Raw genomic sequence first — 20,841 nt, 5'->3', positions numbered from 1 at the left:
CAGGGCACATAGTGCGCCCGTGTCGATGGGATCAGCGGGGCGGCTGCGTGATGCCGAACCGGAACAGAGTTGCCTGGGTGGTGTCGGTCAGCTCGCCAACCCCCACGACACTCCACAACTCCTCTTCCAGCCGCTTTGCCTTGTGAATGGCGAACTTGGCGATGTAGTCCAGCTCATTGGCGATGAAGTTGGTGTCGGGGCGTCCGGTGCGGGAGATGCCGACCAGCACCGAGTAGAATTCTCCCTGCTGCAGTGCCAGCTCGATGAACTGGCGCTTCTCTTTTAGGTTGCTAAAGCTGCTGGCGAGGCGGCTGGTGAAGATGGGGAGGCCTGCCTTGGTCTGGATGCTGGCAATATAGACCTCATCTTCACGCGGTTTGTCCTCCCGCTCGATGGCTCGCAACGGATTCATCAGCAGCTCCTTGAACAACTCCCCCTGAAACAGCGGATAGAGGTTCTCCTGCTCAGGTTGCTCGGCACAGGCGGTTAACAGTTGTTGCAGGCTGCGCGGAGTGAGTGACTTGCCGATGGCGGCTGGCTTGGGGGCACCCTTCAGTTTGTTGATATAGACCGGTGAGTTGAACAGGTGGTGGGTGTAAATATTGCGCAGGGCTCGCGCCAGTCCGCGATAACGGCGCTGCTCCTGCGCCGCCTTGAGCTTGTTCTGGTTGCTCTCGATCAGCAGGCTGAAGAACTGACGACCGGTATGACGATCGGAATCCCCGTCGATACAGAGGTGCAGCACGGTGCGAGTCATGTTGAGACTAACCAGCCGGTAGGAGAGATGCTGCAGATCCATGCTCTTGGATAACTCCTGCAGACGGGGCAGGGCGATGGTCACCACATCGTTTTTCTCGCCGATAAAGGCATCTTCCAGCTCGACCTGCAGGCCATGGGCAGAAATATCTCGGGTCCAGCCAAGCCATGACTTGCCATTGTGATGGATGGCAACGGCTGTTTTGTGGATATAGCGCAGCTCCTTGCGCAACTGGACATAGTGCAGGGATTCAATCTCGAAGGGGGCAACGCCCAGCTCGTGACCAAAACGTTGCAATTCATTGGCATTATTGCCCAGCTCGCCCTCCGGGCGGAACTCCTCCCGTTGGGACTCCAGACTGATCTCCTGCAGCAGGCCGCAATACCCAATCAGTTTGAGACGTTCGAGTAACAGAATATCCTGCAGTTGCGAATTTTCGACCCCCTGCAACTGCCCTACATCTGCCTCCAGCGATTCACACGCCTCCAGTGAAAACTTGTAGACACGCCAGCTGGGACGTCGGGAGCCCACCTGGAAGAAGAGGGCGGTGAGACCACTCTGGCGCAGCTCTTCAGCAGTGGCAGAGAAGAAATAGATATGGCTGCGTACCGTGTGGGTGAAGCAGTAGATGAGGGTTTCGGTCGTGGTGCCGGGAGCAGGGCAGAGGCGTTTCATCCGTTTTGCTGAGAAGAGTCCCGCCAGGGCATCGCGGTTTTTCTCGTCGCGCCAATACTCCAGCAGGTGCTGGTTGTTCTCGGTGCGCAGTGCTATCTCGAGTGAGGGACAGTCTCCTGTGCTGAAGAAGAGCGGCATGCCGGTCATCCGTGGCAGGTAGAACTGCTCATATCCCTTGATGATGGCGGCGGAGAGCAGATAGTCGACGCTGACCCGATAGCGGATCTTGTTGGCTTCGATAAAGTCGCTGAGGAAGGCATCGAAGGCGGGCTGCTCACCGGAGCGTACCAGCCTCAGCCAATACTTCCCTTCCTTGCTCTCTTCACCGAGGATCTGGTAACCGACCGGCTGATGCAGCACCGGATTGGGGTGATCCCGCTCCAGCCCGGTAAAGAAGACCTCGACCTGAGCGCCGGTCTGGTAATTGGGCAAATAGGGGACCGAGACTCTCATGCCGCCGAGGGAAAGATCGGAACTCTTGGCGAACAACTTCTCCCCGTCATGAAGTTTGATGAGCAAGGGCGAGCTGAAGTGCATCCGCTCTTGTCGTCGCCCGTAGTAACTGGCAAAGACGATGGTGTTGACGTCGTATTGCCGGAAGGGGCTGACAGGGGGTTGCAGCAGGCTATCCACCCGGGCGTGGTGATGGTTCTTTTGCCATTGTTGCAGCGCTTCGTAAACGCCAAGGGTATAGGCGTCACGGTAGAGATAGCACTGGGACTGAAACAGTCCGATGGCCTCGGCCGGCATAAAGTGGGTGATACCGTCGAACTCGTGCACCAGGCACTCGTCCTCCAGTTCATCGCGCATGTCGATAACCCTGCGGCAAGGGGAGCATTTGCGATTGAGCTCCATCTTGATCAGAAAACGGCCGTTACTGTTTTCGTCCTGGGTCAGACGGTTGAAGATCTCTTCGAAATCTTTCTCCCGCAGCAGGGGTACAAGTTGTTCAATCAGATGTTGTTGGTGTACTGAATCCATGTGTTCCTGCCACGGAAAGTCACTTTTCCGATTCTGGGTTTGATCTGTCGGTCGCAAACAAGTATATCAAGCAGGAATTCATCCTGTCCCCGAGTTATCAATGGCTAAAAATAAAACTGCTTATGTTTGTTCCGAATGTGGTGCCGACTTCACACGCTGGCAAGGTCAATGCAGCGAGTGCAAGGAGTGGAATACCATCACCGAGGTACGCCTTGGCTCCGTCACTCCCGCAGGCAAGAGTGCCCGTTACACCGGTTATGCCGGCGCGGTCGGCAGTCAGGTACAGACACTGGCAGAGATCGCCACCACCGAAATCCCCCGTTTTACTTCCGGTTTCAAGGAGTTGGATCGGGTGCTTGGTGGCGGTGTGGTGCCCGGCTCGGCGATTCTGATCGGTGGTAACCCGGGGGCGGGTAAATCGACCCTGCTGCTGCAGACCATGTGTGGTCTGGCAGAGCGGATGAAAACTCTCTATGTCACCGGTGAGGAGTCGCTCCAGCAGGTGGCAATGCGGGCCAACCGCCTTGGTTTGCCTACCGACAAGCTACGGATGCTCTCCGAGACCAGCGTTGAGCAGATCTGCCTGATTGCCCAGCAGGAGCAGCCGCAGATCATGGTGATCGACTCCATTCAGGTGATGCATGTGGCGGATGTCCAATCTTCTCCCGGTTCGGTCTCACAGGTGCGTGAGGCAGCAGCGTTACTGACCCGTTACGCCAAGCAGAACCATGTGGCCATCTTCATGGTGGGTCATGTGACCAAGGATGGCAGTCTGGCTGGCCCCAAGGTACTGGAACACTGCATCGACTGCTCTGTGCTGCTTGACGGTGGCCATGACTCCCGTTTTCGGACTCTGCGCTCTCACAAGAACCGCTTCGGTGCGGTCAACGAGCTGGGGGTCTTTGCCATGACTGAACAGGGGATGCGCGAGGTGAGCAATCCCTCCGCCATCTTCCTCAGTCGGGGGCAGGAGCAGGCGCCCGGTTCCATCGTCATGGTGATCTGGGAGGGCACCCGGCCGCTGCTGGTGGAGTTGCAGGCGCTGGTGGATTACTCCCAGCTCTCCAACCCGCGTCGGGTAGCGGTGGGGATGGATCACAACCGGCTCGCCATGTTGCTGGCGGTGCTGCACCGTCACGGTGGGCTGCAGATGGCGGATCAGGATGTCTTCATCAACGTGGTTGGCGGGGTCAAGGTCGAGGAGACCAGTGCGGATCTGGCGCTGCTACTGGCGATGGTCTCCAGTTTCCGGGATCAGGCGCTGCCCAAGGATCTGGTGGTGTTTGGCGAAGTGGGGCTCTCAGGGGAGATCCGTCCTGTCCCCTCTGGTCAGGAGCGGCTGCAGGAAGCGGCCAAACACGGTTTTCGTCGTGCCATCGTGCCGCACGCCAATGCCCCCAAGCATCCTATCGAGGGGATGGAAGTGGTGCCGGTCAAGAAGTTATCAGAGGCGCTCGAGGCGTTATAACCGTAGCAATAGAGGCTGAATGAACAGAAAAGAGCACCATGTCTGGCCGGGCGTCGTTACGACTGGTTGTGCTCCTGATGCTCGTTCAACAGCTGTTCCAGCTCCCGATGCAGCAGCTCTTCGTCACCTACGTTGAGCTCTATCATCCGCTTGAGGTGGGTGGCACTGTCGATGTCGATGTGGTGGCAGTAGAACCCCAGCTTCTTGCTGGCTTCATGGGTTAGCTCGACCTGCATCTTGATCTCGATGTCGCTGCCACTCAGGACAAAACTGAGCTGGTACTCCTTGTTGTCACGGCTCTCCCAATCATCCGGTCGGATTAACAGGGCGCCCTGCAGGGATATGTCGACAAGCTGAGTCTGCCACTTGTGCTCCCCCTGGGTGAGTTCGGCCGTGGTCAAATAGAGGATCCGTGCAAAACGGCGGCGCTCAGACATGCTCATCTCCTAGTTTGGAATCAGCTGGACACAGGGAATCATTGCTCTGAGTGTAATGCACCTTGGCTGCCAGTATCTTGAACTTGCTCCGAAAATAGCAATCAGGCTTGCTGGGCACTGAGGAACTCCACCACATGGAGTGCCTTGACCAGGCGATCTTCCTGTTTGAAGCGATCCTCCAGTACCGGGCCCAATTCGTTGAGGTCATCATCGAGCAGTAGCAGTTGGGCCTCGTCGGCATCACTGTATTTGTCGTTGAATTCGAGGGCAAACTCGGTAGTGGCACGAATATGGGGATAAATGCGCTTGGCCAGCTCCAGTGTTTCGCCGCTGGCTTGCTCGAAGGCGGTGACGACGTGGTGGTAGATCTCGAAATGGCCCGCGCTGACATAGTCGACTAGACGGTCGCAAAACTGATGCAGCTCTTCTGTTTTGGGCAGGCTGCGTTGCTTGGTCCGCGCCGGAGTAAGGCCTGCCAGCTGCATGTATCCAACCAGCAACGCTTGCCTTGCATCCAGCCAGTCGTCGATAGCTTTATGCTTGCCTGCCAGCGCCTGCTTGGTCTGTTCCAGTTTCGTCAACATAATCCCTATCCCTCCGTGGGGCAAAGGCTGGCCGATTGTTCGGTATTCCGAGCCGTTTGAGCAGTGACACAACCTATAACTAGGGAAAATCTGGGCAAGCGTCAATAGCCATGGGGGGATAATGTTAAGTGGCGAAGAAATAGTCAGCGGATTGTGTCTGCGTGCTAGCAGGTTTCAGGCCTGCTCACGGTTTTTCGCGTGTGGAATGTGACTATTTCCGCAGATCTTGATGAAAACCCCAGCGTTTGACGCGTTCGGCTCGATAAAGGCTTTGCCTGTGCGTTTTTTTTTGCATAGAGTGACCCAGCGCTAAATGCCCGATCATAAAGGAAATGTTATGAACAAAGCTCAACTTGTCGATGCGATTGCCGCCAAAGCAGATCTGAGCAAAGCTCAGGCCAAAGTGGCTCTGGAAGAGATCATCAATGGTATTACCCAGAGCTTGAAAGAAGGCGATGCTGTGCAACTGGTCGGTTTTGGCACCTTCAAGGTCACCCACCGCGCAGGCCGCACCGGTCGTAACCCGCAAACTGGTAAAGAGATCCAGATTGCTGCTGCCAACGTGCCTTCATTCGTGGCTGGCAAGGCTCTGAAAGACGCCGTCAAGTAAGTCCGAAAGTCTGTTTTGTCCAATGCCAGTCAGCTTGCTGACTGGCATTGTTTTTATGGGATTCTCCCATCCTTCCTATTAGTCCTTCCTGACTTTTCCTTCTGTCGGCCTCGTTGCGGCTGAGGCCTTATGCCGTTTGCGGGTTGGATGGCAGCGGCCAGATCCGCTCATAGGCCCAGGTAAAGACCATGATGTAGACGAGGTAGAAGGCGACGAAGCCGAGATCCAGCATCAGGGCGTCCCACACTCCCAAATCGAGCCAGAACATGACGCAGGGGAGGGAGAGCATCATAAAGCTCGCCTCATAGCCAAACGCGTGCAGGAAGCGGTCCAGTGGTCGCTTGTTGGTGCGTCCGCAAAGTTTGAGCAACCCCTTGTCGAACAACAGGTTCCAGCCGTAGGTCCAGGCAGTGGCGACGATGGAGAAGAAGATGGCCAGCGAACCGACCTCGGCGACGCCCTGACCGAACAGCTGGCTGATCAGCGGTGCGACCAGTGCCAGCCCGATGCCTTCGTAGAGAACCAGATAACGAAGTCGATCCGGGGTGGTGCGTAGTTGGGTACTACTCATGGGTGATGTGCCTCCTGTGGGAGGCGCATTCTAATCAGGGAGTGGTTAAAAGAGAAGCATCGGCCCGTCATGACTGGCGTTGAGAGGCATGATGATGCCCCCTCATTTGCGATACTTCTCTATTGCCAATTTGGGCGTTAGCCCTGAGTGGTCAAGTTTGCGACTCAGGCCTCGGTTGGCGTGACCCGGGTCAGCATGGCAAAGCCCTCTTCCACTTGAGTGAGCTGTACCTTGACCTCCCCCAACTCGGCGAGCGAGGCAACATGGGTGCCGCCACAGGGAATGGTGATCTCCTGGCCTTCCAGCATGCAGTGCCAGTAACGGGAATCGATGATCGCCTCGCCAGCGCGGCTGCGGCGGATCTCGCCTTCGGCTGCGATCCAGTCGGCCAGTTGCTGGTTGACCTGCACTTCAATCAGCGCCAGATCTGCCAGCAGCGCCTCGCTGTTGACCCCCTTCTTGCGCAGGCTCTTGCCGATGCGGTACTGCTCCCGCGATCCACAAGGCTCGACCCGAGAGCTTTGAATAGCCAGGCGGTCGAAGTCGGGCTGGCCCAGTGCATCGCGCTCGCTTACCTCCTTGCGCCAGTAGGGAGTCAGTACTCGATTGAGCGCCAACGCCGCCAGATGGCAGCCACTATGGCCCAGACTCAACGCGTGGCGGGCAGCCCTATCTACTTGCAATTCGACCTGGTTGCCAACGGCTAGTGCGTGGTCTCCGGTCAGTGGATGGACCACCACGAAACTCCACCCCTCTGCGCCCCGTTTGACCGGAATCGCAGTATCGACAAACAGCTCGCCATCCGGGCTGATGGCCCCCATCCGGCAAGGGCCAATGGCGGCTTCGCCCCCTTCCCAGCGAGCATGGCCCACATCCCCCGGCTGATCGGGCCAGAGGTGGCTCTGGGGATGAAAGGGGGTGAGGTCGGTGACCAGCAGTGTGGTGTCGCCACGCTGACAGCAGACCACGCTGGCTTGCTCCTGATGATGGCCCAGCACGAAGCTGACTCGGGTATGTTCCATGGCAAGGCTCCCGCAACGATAAATGAGAAAAGAAAGCGGCAGCATACGCCAAAGTGCGAAGAGGCTCATTAACCAGAGTTAATGAGCCCCTCTTCTCGGTTTGACGGTTCGCTAGATCATGGCGACCAGCAGGTAGGCGTTGAGCCCGATCACCAGGGCGACGATGAGGCGGCCGACCGCCTGGGTCACCGGGTGGTTGCGATACTCCCCCATCAGGGCGCGATCGCCGGTCAGCATCAACAGCGGGATCAGGGCCAGCGCGATGCCGAAGCTCAGCACCACCTGGCTCAGCACCAGGATCTCGGTGGTGTTGAGGCCCATGGCGATTACCACGAAGGCAGGGGCCATGGTGATGGCGCGGCGCAGCCAGAGCGGGATGGTGAAGCGCACGAAGCCCTGCATCACCACTTGGCCGGCCAGCGTGCCCACCACGGTAGAGCTGATGCCGGAGGCGACCAGCGAGAGGCCGAACAGAGTCGCGGCCGCCTGACCCAGCAGCGGGGTGAGGGTCTGGTAGGCCGACTCCAGCTCGGCTACTTGCTGGCTGCCGGAGCTGTGGAACGCGGCGGCCGCCATCGCCATCATCGCCAGATTGACGAAGCCGGCGATGGTCATGGCAATCGCCACATCGACCCGGGTGGTGTGCAGCCGCTGGCTGACCGAGCCCTGATCCTGCGTGTGCTGGGTCAGTGCCGAGTGCAGGTAGATAACGTGGGGCATCACGGTGGCACCGAGCACACCGGCGGCCAGATAGACGGCATCGCTGTTGGGCAGACCGGGGAAGAGAGCTCCTTCCAGTAGGCTAGGCAGATGGGGGCGGGAGAAGATCAGCTCGACGATGTAGGCCGCCGCGACAAACAACAGCAGGCCACCGACCACGAACTCCAGCGGTTTCTGGCCACGGGACTGCAACATCAGGATCCCCCAGGTCACCACGGCGGTGATGCAGGCTCCTTCAAGCAAGGTCACGCCAAGCAGCAGCTTGAAGCCGACTGCGGCGCCGATAAATTCGGCGAGATCGGTGGCCATGGCGATGATCTCTGCCTGCACCCAGTAGGCCCAGACCGCCGGTTTCGGCAGTCGGTCGCGGATGTGCTCCGCCAGATTCTTGCCGGTGACGATACCGAGTTTGGCCGAGAGGGTTTGCACCACCATTGCCATCAAGTTGGCCCATACCACTACCCAGAGCAGTTGGTAGCCAAAGGTAGAGCCCGCCTGAATATTGGTGGCGAAGTTGCCCGGGTCGATATAGCCGATGGCGGCGATAAAGGCAGGCCCGAGCAGGGTCAGTTTGAATTTGCGGGCTGGAATCGTAGTCGTCAGTGCGGGTTGCATGGCATCACCCTCCATAAGGATATGGAGAGAGAATAGATCTAAATGATAATCGTTATCAATTGTTGTTTCTGATGATTTCCATCGGGAAAAACATTTAAGGCGGCCAGTTGCAGTGAGGGATGTGATTTCGTACAATACGCCGCCCTAGAAAAGCAGCGACTAAACACCATTATGTTCCTTGCCTCCGAGGTCTGGCTGCACCTGGGCGGAGGCTGAATTAATCCGTAAGGAGCTAAAATGCGTCATTACGAAATCGTCTTCATGGTTCATCCGGACCAGAGCGAGCAAGTTCCCGGCATGATCGAGCGTTACACCGGCGCCATCACCACCTCCGGTGGTACCATTCATCGCCTGGAAGATTGGGGCCGCCGTCAGCTGGCTTACCCGATCGACAAACTGCACAAAGCCCACTACGTTCTGATGAACGTAGAAGCAGAGCAAGCCGTTATCGATGAGCTGGAAACCAACTTCCGCTTCAACGATGCCGTTATCCGCAACATGATCATGCGCACCAAGCACGCCGTGACTGAAGTTTCTCCGATGGCCAAGGCCAAAGAAGAGCGCTTCACCCGTCGTGACGACGAGCGCCGCGAAGAAGCTACTGAAGCTGCTTCCGAAGAGTAATTCTGGATCACTGACTAGAGGATAAAGGCCATGGCACGTTATTTCCGTCGTCGTAAGTTCTGCCGCTTCACCGCCGAGAACGTTACCGAGATCGACTACAAAGATATCGTTACTCTGAAAAACTACATCACTGAATCTGGCAAGATCGTACCGAGCCGTATCACCGGTACCCGCGCCAAGTATCAGCGTCAGCTGGCACGCGCCATCAAGCGTGCTCGTTACCTGGCTCTGCTGCCGTACACCGATCTGCACAACAAGTAAGAATCGGCCCGGCACTTAAGCCTAACTCAACGAAATTTATAGAGGAAAGGTAATGCAAGTTATCCTGCTCGACAAAATCGCCAAACTGGGCGGTCTGGGTGACCAAGTTTCCGTGAAATCTGGTTATGCCCGTAACTACCTGATCCCGCAAGGCAAAGCTGTTATGGCCACCAAGGCCAACATCGAAGCTTTCGGTGCTCGTCGCGCTGAGCTGGAAGCCAAACTGGCTGCCAACAAAGCTGCTGCTGAAGAGCGTGCTGCCAAGCTGGCCGAACTGGCTACCGTGGTTATCGCTTCCAAGTCTGGCGACGAAGGCAAGCTGTTCGGTTCCATCGGTACCCGTGACGTGGCTGAAGCCATCACTGCTGCCGGCGTAGCCGTTGCCAAGAGCGAAGTCCGCATGGGCAACGTTCTGCGTAACACCGGTGACTACGAAGTTGCTGTTCAGCTGCACGCTGACGTTAAAGCAACCGTACAGATCCAGGTTGTTGCCCTGTAATAGCGATTCGCTTTTGCAGAGAAAACCCGCGCTTTTGCGCGGGTTTTTTATTTTCCGGCCCGGGGGTAGAGTGAAGGCCTGTTCCACTGGAGGAGATCCTTATGGCTTGGGTAGAAGGCCGCGTCATTGAACGCATCGAATGGACACCCACTCTGTTCTCCCTGCGGGTAGCGGCCGAGCTGGCTCCCTACAAGGCAGGCCAATTCACCAAGCTGGCCCTCGAGCAGGGCGATCGCCGCATTCAGCGCGCCTACTCCTTCGTCAATCCCCCCTCTGCGCCATATCACGAGTTCTATTTGGTCGAGATCCCGAGCGGTGAGCTGACTCCCTCGCTCGGCTCACTGCAAGCAGGTGACACCCTGCTGGTGCAATCCCAGGCCACCGGCTTTCTGACGCTGGATGAGGTGCCCGCCGGGCGCGATCTCTGGCTGCTCTCGACCGGCACTGCCATCGGCCCCTTCCTCTCCATGCTGGCCGATGGCGAGGCCTTCAACCGTTTCGAGAATTTGGTGCTGGTGCATGGGGTACGTAAAGGCGAGGAGCTGAGCTATCAGGATTTGATCGCCAGCTTTGCCGAGCAATATGGCGCGCGCTTTCGCTATGTCCCCTTTGTCAGCCGCGAGCCCTGGCCCGATGCAATGGCAGGGCGGATCCCGGCGGCGATTGCCAATGGTCAGTTGCAGGATCGAGTGGGGTTGGAGTTCTCACCCGAGCTGAGTCAGGTGCTGATCTGCGGCAATCCGGAGATGGTGAAAGAGACCCAGCAGACCTTGCTGGCGCTGGGGTTGGCCAAGAATCTGCGGCGGGCGCCGGGCAATATCAGTGCGGAGAATTATTGGTAAAAAAATCAGCACAGGGGCGCCAGGCCCCTGCTGCATCTGGAGAGGGCGTTCAGTTCTTCTTGCCGTTACCCTTGTTTTTATCCTTCTGTTTGTCGTGACCTTGCCCGGGGTTATTGCCGCTGTGGATGCTGCGGTTGTAGTGATCCCGGTACTTGCCATCCATCTTGTCGCAGTTGAGTTTGATCCGGCTGTCGCCAATGCCAAGATCCAGGCAGTTGTCCTGCCACCAGTCGTACTCCTTGTCATCCCAGTCGAGATTGATCTTGATGTCATCACCGGAGATCTTGATGCCATCGCTATTTTTGCTTGGCGGTGCCGCAACCGCGATGCCGTGCGCCATCAGCAGGGAAAGCAGCAGGGCGCCACGCTGGATAACGGGGTTGTGTTTAGCTTGGATCATCGCAAGGGTACTCCTGTTGTTACTGGTCGCTCTGCGAGTTGGCAGGGACCTGGTTGGTTTTCGGTGGCTGGTTGCGATTCTCTTCATCTTCCAGATTGAATTTGACCGCCTTGCAGTCGACGGTGGAGGTCTCCCCGATATCCAGAGTGAGGCAGTCGTTCTGGGTCCAGCCGAACTGTTTGTCATCCCAGTCCAGATTGAATTTAAGCTCATCGACGGAAAATTCGGTGCCACCGCTCTCTGGATATTGCTGTGTCGCAGCGGCGCCGCCGGTAACCAGAAGAAGGGAGAGTAGCAAGGTGGTCGTACTGTTCATGATGGCCTCGGATAATTGCAACGGTGGATGAGTGTACGGATCTGGGCTGAACCCGGGCGGAATCGCACCTCATCTCACCACATGATCAAGTCAGGGAGGAATTGTATCGCTTTTCTGCTGCCGATTTGTCCGTTTTGGTCGCACTCTGGGCAGCTGGTTGCCAATCTGAAGGAATTCAGTCATTTGCCCTTCTCTGTGCGAGTCTGGCGACTATAATCGGCAGCCAACTTTTCCTGCATAGCACACCCCTTCATCATGACCACACAGGACTCCTCCACACAGCGCTACCCCAAGGGGTGGTTCGCTCTGACGACGGTATACAGTTTCACCGGATTGGCCATTCTGGCCTCCATTATCTTCTCCCTGCTGCTGTTCCTCTCCATCGATGACAACCCGCTGATGAAGTGGCTGTTCGGCGGCCTGGCCATCATCTTCGAGCTGGGCAAGTTTTACGTCTGGTACGAGTACGGCGAGCGCAAGGCACGGCGGGATTTGAGTGGTGCTCTCTGGTCGCTGCTGTTTTACAGCGTGCTGGCGGCCATCTCCATCGGCGGCAGTATCGGTGGCATCAACAGCGCCACCAATACGGTGTTGAGCCAGCAGGCGCGCCACGAGCGGGAGCTCGCCCGTTTCGACGAGCAGATCGCCAGCATCGAGCGGCAGATCCAGCTCAACGAAGAGGCAGCCCGCAAATATATCGAGCTGGAGCGCATCTCCAGTGGCGTCTCCTCGTTGCAGCATGCCAACACCAAGCTGCGCTTGCAGCAGGATGAGCTGCGTCAGCAGCGCGATGCGAAGCCGGTCAATGAGCAATCCTCCATGCTGGGGCTGATGAGCAGTCTGGCGGACGGGGTCGGGATGAGCATTAGCCAGGTGCAGTTCCTGCTGGTCTGCTTCCTCTCGGTGCTGCTCGACGTGTTCGGCGCCTTCTTCGTCAGCCTGATCGGCGAGGAGAACCGCTTTCGCCGGATGTGGCGCTGGCAGCAGGATCAAGCTCGCAGAGAGGCGCAGGCAGAGTTGGCGATGGCAGCCCAGCCTGAGCCCATGCTGCCGCCCGAGCCCGCCCCCGAGGTGCTGGCGCAGGTGCGCGGTGCGCTGGTGAGCGGTGAGCTCAAGTGCAGCAAACGCTCGGTGGCACAGGCTTTGTCACTCTCGCTGGAGGAGGTGGATCGGGTGTTCCACCATCTGCTGTCGCAAGGGGTGCTGGGGCAGGGGAGCAATCGACACTACTACCTAAATCCGGCGCTGGAGCAGCAACCCGGATAGTGAGAAGGCCACCGGAACGCGGTGGCCTTTTTCGTTATCGAGTGGCTGTGGCACTCAGTGAGTCAGCACCATCATCAGGCTGAGGAAGGCGGCCAGTCCGCCACCGATGCCGATGATCCAGTAAAACCCCTTGGCCCCCTGTTTGAGCGGGATGCGGAAGTAGAGCAGAAATGCCCACCACCCCAGTGCCAGCAACAGAGGAATAAGAAACATTCGAGCCATGGTGTCCTCGCTGTTATTCTGTTGACCCTTGATCAATCAACAGGATGGATTGTGCAATGACGCAACTACAGATTACCGCATTCGGTGACCCCTCGGTACTCAAGCTCAACCCTTCCCTCGATAAGGTGCCAGCCGATGGCGAAGTGCGGGTACGCATCTGCTTTGCGGGGGTCAATCCCATCGATGCCAAAACCCGCGCCGGTCTTGGCTGGGCGGCGGCCCAGAACAAGGACAAGCTGCCCTGGACACCGGGTTATGACATCTCCGGCGTGGTGGAGAAGATAGGCCCCGGCGTGACCTCGCTGGTCGAGGGGGATCTGGTGTGCGGCATGGTCGGTTTTCCCCTCGCTGCCGGTGGCTACGGGGAGTCTGTGGTGGCAAGCGAAGGCGAGCTGGTCAAGCTCGACGGAGTGAGCCTGCAGCAGGGGGCGGCGCTGCCGCTGGCCGGTCTCACCGCCTGGCAGGGGCTGCTTGAGCACGGCGGCCTCCAGAGCGGTCAGCGGGTCTTGATCCTCGCCGGTGCCGGTGGCGTCGGCCATCTGGCGGTGCAGTTTGCCAGCGCTTATGGCGCCGAGGTGGTGGCCACCGCCAGCCCCGACAACCATGGCTTCCTGCACGCACTGGGGGCGCGCTGGATGGTGGATTACCATGATGCGAACTGGCCAGCACGGGTGGTGGCAGAGGCCAGTCAGGTCGATCTGGTGCTGGATCTGGTGGGCGGCGAGAGCGGCAAGGCGGCGCTGGCCTGCGTCAAACCGGGTGGCCGCCTGGTGACTGTGCCTACCATTACCGCCCAGCAGATCAAGGATGCTGGGGCTGCGGCGGGTATCGAGGTGGTCGGCATGCTGGTTCACCCCGACCAGAAGCAGCTGGGTCAGATGTTGATGCTGCTGCGTCAGGGGGAGGTGAAGGTCACCCTAGCCGGTGAGTTCGCTCTGGCTGAGGGGGCGCTGGCCCATCAGGCCATCGAAGGGGGCCATGTACGCGGCAAGCTGCTGCTGCGCATGCCTGCGGCCGATGGCTATCCCGGATGAGCGAGATGATGGAGATGGGGCTGGGGTGGCTCTTTTTAAGCGCCTTTACCTCCGCCACCCTGCTGCCCGGCAGCTCCGAAGTGCTGCTGGGGGCCATGGTGGCCAAGGGGGAGTGGAGCATGGCGAGCCTGTTGCTGTGGGCGACGCTGGGCAATACCCTCGGCTCCATGACCACCTGGTGGCTCGGCTGGCTCGCCACCTTCAAGAAAAAACCGGAAGATTTTCAAGGCCGTGGGGAACAAAAAGCCTTAGGCTGGCTCAAACAACATGGTCACTGGTGTCTGCTGCTTGCCTGGACGCCGGTGGTCGGTGATGGTCTCTGTCTGTTGGCCGGTTGGCTGCGCCTCTCCTTCTGGCGCTCTCTCATTCTGATCGGGCTCGGCAAATTGTTCCGTTATGCCCTGGTTTTTCTGCTGGCCAGTCACATTTTCTAGCCTGTTTTTGTCACTCACGAGGTTACCGTGAACAAAGTCATACCTTTAACGATTCTGCTGGGCTTCACCCTGCCGGTGCTGGCGGCACCGACCCTGATCGCCGAACAGGGCAAGGAGGAGGGCAAGCTCGCCATCCCCTACCAGATGTACAAGCTGGACAACGGCCTGACCGTGATCCTGGCCCCCGATCGCTCCGATCCGCTGGTGCACCTCGATGTGACCTATCACGTCGGTTCATCCCGCGAGACGGTCGGCAAGTCCGGTTTCGCCCACTTCTTCGAGCACATGATGTTCCAGGGCTCGAAACACGTCGGTGATCAGGAGCATATGCGGATCATCAACGAGGCCGGTGGCGACATGAACGGTACCACCAACAAGGATCGCACCAACTACTACGAGACTGTGCCTGCCAACCAGCTGGAAAAAGTGCTCTGGCTTGAGGCGGATCGGATGGGCTTCCTGCTCGATGCGGTGAGCCAGAAGAAGTTCGAGATCCAGCGCGCTACCGTCAAGAACGAGCGGGCCCAGCGGGTCGACAACCAGCCGTACGGGCTGGTGAGCGAAAAGGTGGGGGAGGCGCTCTATCCGCGTACTCACCCCTACTCCTGGCAGCCCATCGGTTACGTGGAAGATCTCGACCGGGTCGATGTAAACGACCTCAAGCAGTTCTTCCTGCGCTGGTATGGCCCCAACAACGCCACCCTGACTCTGGGCGGCGACTTTGACAGCAAGCAGGCCCTCGAATGGATCGAGAAGTACTTCGGCTCCATCCCGCGCGGCCCGGACGTGGCCGAGCCGACGCCAAAGCCGGTGACCCTGCCCGAGACCCGTTACGTGACGCTGCAGGACAAGGTACACCTGCCGCTGCTCTATATCAGCTACCCCACTGTCTCCCTTGGCGATCCGCAGGAGCCGGCACTCGACATGTTTGCCGACGTGCTGGGCGGTTCCGCCAGCTCCATGCTCTACCAGTCGCTGGTGAAAACCGGCAAGGCGATCGATGTGGGGGCGTCCCACTACTGCGAAGAGCTGGCATGTACTCTGACCGTCTACGCCTACCCCAATCCGTCGCAGGATGGCAGCCTCAAGACCCTCAAGGGGGAGGTGGACAAGGTGATCGGCGAGTTCGCCCAGCGCGGCCTCAAGCCGGAAGATCTGGAGAAGGCGATCGCCAAGTACCGCGCCTCCGCCATCTGGGGTCTGGATAGCGTCTCCGGCAAGGTGAGCCAGCTCGCCATGGGTCAGGTGTTTGCCCAGGATCCCAACTATGTGTTCAAGACGCTGGATGCCATCGGCAAGGTGACACCGGAGCAGGTGAAGGCGGCCTACGACAAGTTCATCGCCGACAAGCCTGCGGTGGTGCTGAGCGTGGTACCCAAGGGCAAGACAGAGTGGCAGGTTGCCACCCCGAACTTTACCCCCGCCAAGCGCGAGCTGCCGGATTACAGCAAGCATGACGAAGCGCTGGCCGAACGACCGGTAAAAGACAATTTCGATCGCAGCGTGCAACCCAAGGCGAGCGAGGCGGTGAGCGTCAAGGTGCCCGCCATCTGGCACGGCAAGCTCGACAAGAACATCGAGATCATCGGCACCAAGAGTGACGAGATCCCGGCCGTCTCCATCATGATTGCCCTGCCGGGCGGCATTCGTGCCGAAGATAAGGGGCAACTGGGGCTGGCCAATCTGACTGCCGCCATGATGGGGCAGGGCACGGTGCGCCTGACCGAGGCTCAGCTGAGCGATGAGCTGCAAAAGCTGGGCTCAAGCATCGATGTCTCCAGCGCCCAGTACAACAACCTCATCACCGTCAGCTCGCTGGCGGACAAGTTGCCCCAGACCCTGGCGCTGGTGCGCGAGGTGCTGGAGCGCCCGGGCATGCGGGAGGCGGACTTCGAACGGGTCAAGGCGCAGCTGCTGCAAGGGATGCAACAGGCCCAGCAGCAGCCCGAGTGGCTGGCCGGGCAGGCGTTCCGCGAACTGGTCTACGGCAAGCAGAACCGCCTCGGTCAACCTACCGACGGGGTAGCGGCCGATGTGGCCAAGCTGACCCTGGCGGACGTGAAGCACTTCTATCAGGCCTACTACAACCCCACCAACGCCAAAGTGGTGGTGGTCGGTGATGTGGATCAGAAGCAGATCGAGGAGCAACTTGGTTTCCTGACCGAGTGGAAGGGGGCCATGCCGACTCTGGGGGATCTCAAGCTCAAGGGTGAGCAGGCCAAGCCGGGCATCTATCTGGTCGACAAGCCGGGGGCACCCCAGTCGGTGATCCGCATCGGTCGTCGCGCCATGCCGTTCGATACCACGGGGGATTACTTCACCGCCGGGCTGATGAACTTCAACCTGGGGGGCAACTTCAACAGCCGCATCAACCTCAACCTGCGGGAAGACAAGGGCTACACCTACGGCGCCAGCTCTGGTTTCTCCGCCAACCGGGAGGTGGGCACCTTCGCCACCGGCGCCAATGTGCGGGCCGATGCAACCGTGGATGCCATTCGCCAGTTCCTCAAGGAGATGGACAACTACCGCAAGAGCGGCCCGACGCCGGTCGAGCTGGCCTATATGCGCAGCGCGGTCTCCCAGCAGGATGCCCTCTCTTACGAGACCTTGGGCCAGAAGGCGGGCTTCCTGCTGCAGATGGTGATGTATGACCTGAAACCGGACTATGTGCAGGCCCAGAACAACCTGATCAAAACGGTGTCGCCCGAGGCGCTGAAGGCCAGTGCCGCCCGTTGGCTCAATCCGGCCGACATGGTGATCGTGGTGGTGGGAGACAAGCAAAAGCTTGAAAAACCCCTGAAGGAGCTTCATCTTCCCATCTATCCGCTGCAGTTGCCGTAACTGACGCTTTATAAAAATCAAGAGCCGCCCCGGATGGGGCGGCCTCACATGAGCCGTGAATATGACTACAACAAGCTTGTCGCTCACCGAGTTGCTGAATGCGTTGGGATCACCGGAGCGCCTCACCGCGCTCAAGGGGATCCGGCGCGGGATCGAACGTGAATGCCTGCGCATCACGCCGGATGGCCGGCTCGCCCAGAGTGACCATCCCCGGGCGCTGGGCTCGGCCCTGACCCATCCCAATATCACCACCGACTACTCGGAGAGCCTGCTGGAGTTCATTACCCCGGCCACCGACTCCATCGACAGCCTGATGGAGCAGCTCGGCGACATCCATCACCATGTGATTCAGCATCTGGGTGACGAGCGGATTTGGCCGCTCTCCATGCCCTGCTTCGTCGGCGGGGAAGAGAGCATCCGGCTGGCCCAGTACGGCAGCTCCAATATCGGCCGGATGAAGACCCTCTACCGTCAGGGTTTGAAGAACCGCTACGGCAGCCTGATGCAGGTGATCGCCGGGGTGCACTTCAACTTCTCCATGCCGGACAGCTTCTGGAGCGAGTGGCAGGAACTGGAGTGCGTCGGTTGTTGCAGCCAGCGCTTTATCTCCGACAAGTACATGGGGCTTATTCGTAACGTCTACCGTTTCGGTTGGTTGGTCCCCTATCTGTTTGGCGCCTCTCCGGCCATCTGCGAATCCTTCCTCAAAGGGCGCAAGAGCAACCTGCCGTTCGAGAAGACCGGCAAGGGTACCCTCTATCTGCCTTACGCTACCGCGCTGCGTCTCTCCGATCTGGGCTATACCAACAGCGCCCAGGCGGGGCTCAAGATTAGCCACGACAGCCTGCCGGCCTATGTCAGCAGCCTGCGCCGGGCGATCAATACCCACAATCCCGACTTTGCCAAGATCGGGGTCAAGGTGGATGGGGAGTATCGTCAGCTCAACGACAACGTGTTGCAGCTGGAGAACGAGCTCTACGCTCCAATCCGTCCCAAGCGCACCCCGCGCAGCGGCGAGAAGCCCTCGGATGCGCTGGATCAGCGCGGCATCGAATACATCGAGCTGCGCACCGTAGACGTCAACCCCTTCACCCCGCTCGGTATCGATGCCGACCAGATCCGCTTCTTCGATCTGTTCCTGGTCTGGTGCTTGTTGCGCCCCTCTCCGGTGCTGAGTGACGAGGAGATTGCCCGCAACCGCCGCAACCAGAACAAGGTGGTGCTGGAAGGGCGCCGTCCCGGCCTGATGCTTGAAGATGAGCAGGGCAATGCCATTGGCCTCAAAGAGTACGGCCTCAAGCTGTTCGACGAGCTGGCTCAGGTGGCCGAATTGCTGGATCGCTGCTGCGGCCGTAACCACTATCGCAAAACGCTGGCAATGCACCGTGAGAAGCTGCTCAATCCGGATTTGACCTACTCCGCCCGCATGCTCAAGGAGCTGCTGGAGAGTGGCAAGGATAACGGCTGTTACGGCGACAAGCTGGCGACCCGCTATCGCGAGGAGCTGCTGGCAGGGGAACTGCAGTACTGGGATGAGGCCTACTTTGCCGGTGAGGCGAAGGATTCCCTGGCCAAACAACGGGAGCGCGAGCGCAGCGACAGCCTGTCATTCGATGACTTCCTGGCCGACTACTTCGGTACCAGTACCACCACGGCCTGAAGGCGGGTTCGTACCAACCAAAGTGCCAACGAAAAGCCGCTCGAGTGAGCGGCTTTTTTATTTCTCTGAACCTGAGCGATATCAGACGTGGTTATACATGGCCTCGATTTCGCTCTGGTACTTGGCCTCGATGATCTTGCGGCGCAGCTTCATGGTGGGGGTAAGTTCACCTAGCTCCATGGAGAAGGCGCTCGGCAGCAGGGTAAACTTCTTCACCTGCTCGAACTTGGCCAGCTCTTTTTGCAGATCGGCTATGCGGGCTTCGAAGAACTCCATCACCCGGGAGTGGCGCAGCAGCTCGGTCTTGCACTGGTACTGCAGGTTGATGGAGCGGGCGTACTCCTCCAGCGACTCGAAGCAGGGGACGATCAGCGCAGAGACGAAGTGGCGGGCATCGGCGACGATAGCGATCTGCTCGATAAAGCGATCCTTGCCGATGGTCCCTTCCACCAGTTGCGGGGCCACGTACTTGCCGTTGGAGGTCTTCATCAGCTCCTTGAGGCGCTCGGTGAAGTAGATATTGCCCTGGCTGTCGAGCTCACCGGCATCGCCGGTACGCAGGAATCCTTCCTCGGTCATCACTTCGGCGGTCGCGTCCGGCTTGTTGTAGTAGCCGCGCATTACTGTGGGGGAGCGCACCAGCAGTTCGTTGTTCTCCCCCAGCTTCACCTCGATGCCGTTCAGTGCCGTGCCGATGGAGCCCAACTTGAACTGGCTGTCTTCGTAGCAGCAGACAGTGGCGGTGGTCTCGGTCATGCCGTAGCCGTACTTGAGGTTGAGTCCCATCGCCTGGAAGAAAAGGTTCACATCGTCGGCCAGACGGGCGCCCGCCACCGGCAGGAAGCGGGTGCGGCCGCCAAAGCGGGCGCGCAGCTTGCGAAACACCAGTCGCTCGGCGAGCCAGAGCTGGCCGTAGAGCAGCGGGGAAGCGGACTTGCCCGTCTGACGGGTGGCAACCATCTGCTTGCCGACCTTGGTCGCCCAGCCAAACAGGGCACGACGCAGAGCCGGAGCCTGAGCCACCTTGGCCTGGATCATGGCGTAGGCCTTCTCGTAAAGGCGCGGCACGGCGCACATCACGGTCGGCTGCACCTCGCCAATCACATCCATCACCTTCTGCGGATCGCGGATATAGACGTTCTCGGCGCCGCAGTAGAGCACGTAGTAGCTCCATGCCCGCTCGAACACGTGGCTGAGCGGCAGCATGCAGAGCGACACATCCTGCTCATTCAGATCGAGGCGGCTGTTGTGTATCTCGAAGCAGGCGGCGATGTTGTTGAAGTCGAGCATGACCCCCTTGGGTTCGCCTGTGGTGCCGGAGGTGTAGATCAGGGTCAGCAGATCATCCATCCGGTACTGGGTTTCCCGCTCGCGCAGCTCCTGCTCACTGGGCTGATGGTTGCCGGAGACCAGAAATGTCTGGAAGTGACTCGCCTGCCCGCAGTCGCGCAGGTTGACGCTGCCATCGAGGGCGACGATCTGGCGGATCTCGCCGTTTTCAATCAGTTGCAGCGCCTGATCGAACTGGGGTTGCTCGCCAACGAACAGCACCTTGATGCCGGCATCTTTGACGATGTAGCGCAGCTGATCGAGGGTGCTGGTGGGATAGATAGGGACGCTGACGCCGCGGGCGGCCAAGATGCCGAGATCGGCCTGAGTCCATTCCGGCATGTTGCGGGCATAGATGCCGACCATCTCGGTGGGCTGGTGGCCGGCACGGATCAGCGCCTGTGCGCAGTAGTCCATGGCCTGGCCCAGAGTACGCCAGCCGATGGCGCGCCACTGGCCATCCTGCTGAACCCGCAGGGCAGCCTTGTTGCCAAGCTGGGCAATACGTTCACGCATCAGTCGAACCAGATGAAGCTTCGGCATCAGTTAAACATCCTTTAATTACAGTTGTACGCCCGCAAGGGCACTAAAAATCGGGCTAGAGTTTAAACTCCAAGATTACAGCTTACAAGTGTTCGCTGTTTGTCTTGGATCACAAAGAGTGCAAATAGCT

21 protein-coding genes are annotated in these 20,841 nt (G+C 59.1%); 11 read left to right on the top strand and 10 right to left on the bottom strand.

All coding sequences use genetic code 11. The features are described from left to right. Nucleotides 1-31: 31 nt before the first annotated feature. A complete protein-coding gene (locus G5533_RS16990; protein WP_441255120.1) occupies nucleotides 32-2,413 on the bottom strand; it encodes a PilZ domain-containing protein in 2,382 nt (793 codons plus the stop codon). 100 nt (nucleotides 2,414-2,513) lie between these two features. Here G5533_RS16990 and radA point away from each other — a divergent pair, with 100 nt between their 5' ends. Further along, a complete protein-coding gene (radA, locus tag G5533_RS16985; RefSeq protein WP_005341318.1) occupies nucleotides 2,514-3,881 on the top strand; it encodes a DNA repair protein RadA in 1,368 nt (455 codons plus the stop codon). A 56-nt stretch (nucleotides 3,882-3,937) separates the two neighbouring features. Here the strand turns inward: radA and G5533_RS16980 are convergent, their stop codons facing one another. Together G5533_RS16980 and rsd are read right to left on the bottom strand one after the other, a co-directional pair. Beyond that, the gene (locus G5533_RS16980) at nucleotides 3,938-4,318 is read right to left on the bottom strand and encodes a PilZ domain-containing protein (protein WP_216952871.1); all 381 of its coding nucleotides are present in this window, start codon (nucleotides 4,316-4,318) and stop codon (nucleotides 3,938-3,940) included. A gap of 101 nt (nucleotides 4,319-4,419) precedes the next feature. Next, the gene (rsd, locus tag G5533_RS16975) at nucleotides 4,420-4,902 is read right to left on the bottom strand and encodes a sigma D regulator (RefSeq protein WP_216952872.1); all 483 of its coding nucleotides are present in this window, start codon (nucleotides 4,900-4,902) and stop codon (nucleotides 4,420-4,422) included. Nucleotides 4,903-5,239: 337 nt separating this feature from the next. Between rsd and hupA the strand changes: the two genes are divergently transcribed. Continuing rightward, the gene (gene hupA / locus G5533_RS16970) at nucleotides 5,240-5,512 is read left to right on the top strand and encodes a nucleoid-associated protein HU-alpha (RefSeq protein ID WP_005340484.1); all 273 of its coding nucleotides are present in this window, start codon (nucleotides 5,240-5,242) and stop codon (nucleotides 5,510-5,512) included. Nucleotides 5,513-5,639: 127 nt separating this feature from the next. On the opposite strand, the gene G5533_RS16965 is transcribed toward hupA, so the two are convergent. From G5533_RS16965 to G5533_RS16955, 3 genes are all read right to left on the bottom strand, one after another. Next, nucleotides 5,640-6,083 carry a PACE efflux transporter gene (locus G5533_RS16965; RefSeq protein WP_005358045.1) on the bottom strand — a complete coding sequence of 148 codons (444 nt, stop codon included), beginning with the start codon at nucleotides 6,081-6,083 and terminating at the stop codon, nucleotides 5,640-5,642. Between the two features lie 164 nt (nucleotides 6,084-6,247). After that, nucleotides 6,248-7,105 carry a hypothetical protein gene (locus tag G5533_RS16960; RefSeq protein WP_266134763.1) on the bottom strand — a complete coding sequence of 286 codons (858 nt, stop codon included), beginning with the start codon at nucleotides 7,103-7,105 and terminating at the stop codon, nucleotides 6,248-6,250. A 111-nt stretch (nucleotides 7,106-7,216) separates the two neighbouring features. Further along, a complete protein-coding gene (locus G5533_RS16955) occupies nucleotides 7,217-8,440 on the bottom strand; it encodes an Nramp family divalent metal transporter (RefSeq protein ID WP_042053364.1) in 1,224 nt (407 codons plus the stop codon). Nucleotides 8,441-8,677: 237 nt separating this feature from the next. Here G5533_RS16955 and rpsF point away from each other — a divergent pair, with 237 nt between their 5' ends. The 4 genes from rpsF (at nucleotide 8,678) to G5533_RS16935 (ending at nucleotide 10,666) form a co-directional block, all read left to right on the top strand. After that, the gene (gene rpsF / locus G5533_RS16950) at nucleotides 8,678-9,064 is read left to right on the top strand and encodes a 30S ribosomal protein S6 (protein ID WP_005308887.1); all 387 of its coding nucleotides are present in this window, start codon (nucleotides 8,678-8,680) and stop codon (nucleotides 9,062-9,064) included. A gap of 30 nt (nucleotides 9,065-9,094) precedes the next feature. Beyond that, on the top strand, nucleotides 9,095-9,325 hold the full coding sequence (gene rpsR, locus G5533_RS16945) for a 30S ribosomal protein S18 (RefSeq protein WP_005308890.1): 231 nt from the start codon (nucleotides 9,095-9,097) through the stop codon (nucleotides 9,323-9,325). A gap of 52 nt (nucleotides 9,326-9,377) precedes the next feature. Further along, entirely contained in the window at nucleotides 9,378-9,824 is a 447-nt protein-coding gene (rplI, locus tag G5533_RS16940; RefSeq protein WP_005340490.1) for a 50S ribosomal protein L9, read from the top strand. A 101-nt stretch (nucleotides 9,825-9,925) separates the two neighbouring features. Next, nucleotides 9,926-10,666, top strand: a complete 741-nt coding sequence (locus G5533_RS16935; RefSeq protein WP_042084396.1) for a ferredoxin--NADP reductase — start codon at nucleotides 9,926-9,928, stop codon at nucleotides 10,664-10,666. A 49-nt stretch (nucleotides 10,667-10,715) separates the two neighbouring features. Here the strand turns inward: G5533_RS16935 and G5533_RS16930 are convergent, their stop codons facing one another. Further along, nucleotides 10,716-11,066 carry a hypothetical protein gene (locus G5533_RS16930; RefSeq protein WP_441255117.1) on the bottom strand — a complete coding sequence of 117 codons (351 nt, stop codon included), beginning with the start codon at nucleotides 11,064-11,066 and terminating at the stop codon, nucleotides 10,716-10,718. A 19-nt stretch (nucleotides 11,067-11,085) separates the two neighbouring features. Further along, nucleotides 11,086-11,382 (bottom strand): hypothetical protein, encoded by a 297-nt coding sequence (locus G5533_RS16925; protein ID WP_139494910.1) that lies wholly within the window; start codon nucleotides 11,380-11,382, stop codon nucleotides 11,086-11,088. Between the two features lie 255 nt (nucleotides 11,383-11,637). On the opposite strand from G5533_RS16925, the gene G5533_RS16920 reads away from it, so the two are divergent. Further along, nucleotides 11,638-12,648 (top strand): Preprotein translocase subunit SecY, encoded by a 1,011-nt coding sequence (locus tag G5533_RS16920; RefSeq protein ID WP_139494909.1) that lies wholly within the window; start codon nucleotides 11,638-11,640, stop codon nucleotides 12,646-12,648. A gap of 54 nt (nucleotides 12,649-12,702) precedes the next feature. Here G5533_RS16920 and G5533_RS16915 read toward each other — a convergent pair whose 3' ends face one another. Next, complete coding sequence (locus G5533_RS16915) at nucleotides 12,703-12,870, bottom strand: hypothetical protein (protein WP_005308905.1); 168 nt, start codon at nucleotides 12,868-12,870, stop codon at nucleotides 12,703-12,705. Nucleotides 12,871-12,926: 56 nt separating this feature from the next. Between G5533_RS16915 and G5533_RS16910 the strand changes: the two genes are divergently transcribed. From G5533_RS16910 to gshA, 4 genes are all read left to right on the top strand, one after another. Then, nucleotides 12,927-13,904: an NADP-dependent oxidoreductase gene (locus G5533_RS16910; RefSeq protein WP_421255636.1), complete on the top strand. Its 978-nt coding sequence runs from the start codon at nucleotides 12,927-12,929 to the stop codon at nucleotides 13,902-13,904. Continuing rightward, entirely contained in the window at nucleotides 13,901-14,338 is a 438-nt protein-coding gene (locus G5533_RS16905) for a YqaA family protein (RefSeq protein ID WP_042656294.1), read from the top strand. The genes G5533_RS16910 and G5533_RS16905 overlap by 4 nt, the downstream gene beginning before the upstream one ends. A 27-nt stretch (nucleotides 14,339-14,365) precedes the next feature. Beyond that, a complete protein-coding gene (locus tag G5533_RS16900) occupies nucleotides 14,366-17,179 on the top strand; it encodes a M16 family metallopeptidase (protein ID WP_441255115.1) in 2,814 nt (937 codons plus the stop codon). A 61-nt stretch (nucleotides 17,180-17,240) separates the two neighbouring features. Continuing rightward, on the top strand, nucleotides 17,241-18,839 hold the full coding sequence (gene gshA, locus G5533_RS16895; RefSeq protein WP_204380232.1) for a glutamate--cysteine ligase: 1,599 nt from the start codon (nucleotides 17,241-17,243) through the stop codon (nucleotides 18,837-18,839). A gap of 81 nt (nucleotides 18,840-18,920) precedes the next feature. Here the strand turns inward: gshA and G5533_RS16890 are convergent, their stop codons facing one another. After that, nucleotides 18,921-20,711 (bottom strand): AMP-dependent synthetase/ligase, encoded by a 1,791-nt coding sequence (locus G5533_RS16890; protein ID WP_441255113.1) that lies wholly within the window; start codon nucleotides 20,709-20,711, stop codon nucleotides 18,921-18,923. Nucleotides 20,712-20,841: the final 130 nt, after the last annotated feature.

This window comes from Aeromonas sp. A600620 (assembly GCF_029479985.1).
In the GTDB taxonomy this organism is placed as follows: domain Bacteria; phylum Pseudomonadota; class Gammaproteobacteria; order Enterobacterales; family Aeromonadaceae; genus Aeromonas; species Aeromonas veronii_A.
The sequence above is the reverse complement of the archived record's forward strand: the minus strand, read 5'-3'. Positions and strand labels throughout refer to the sequence as shown.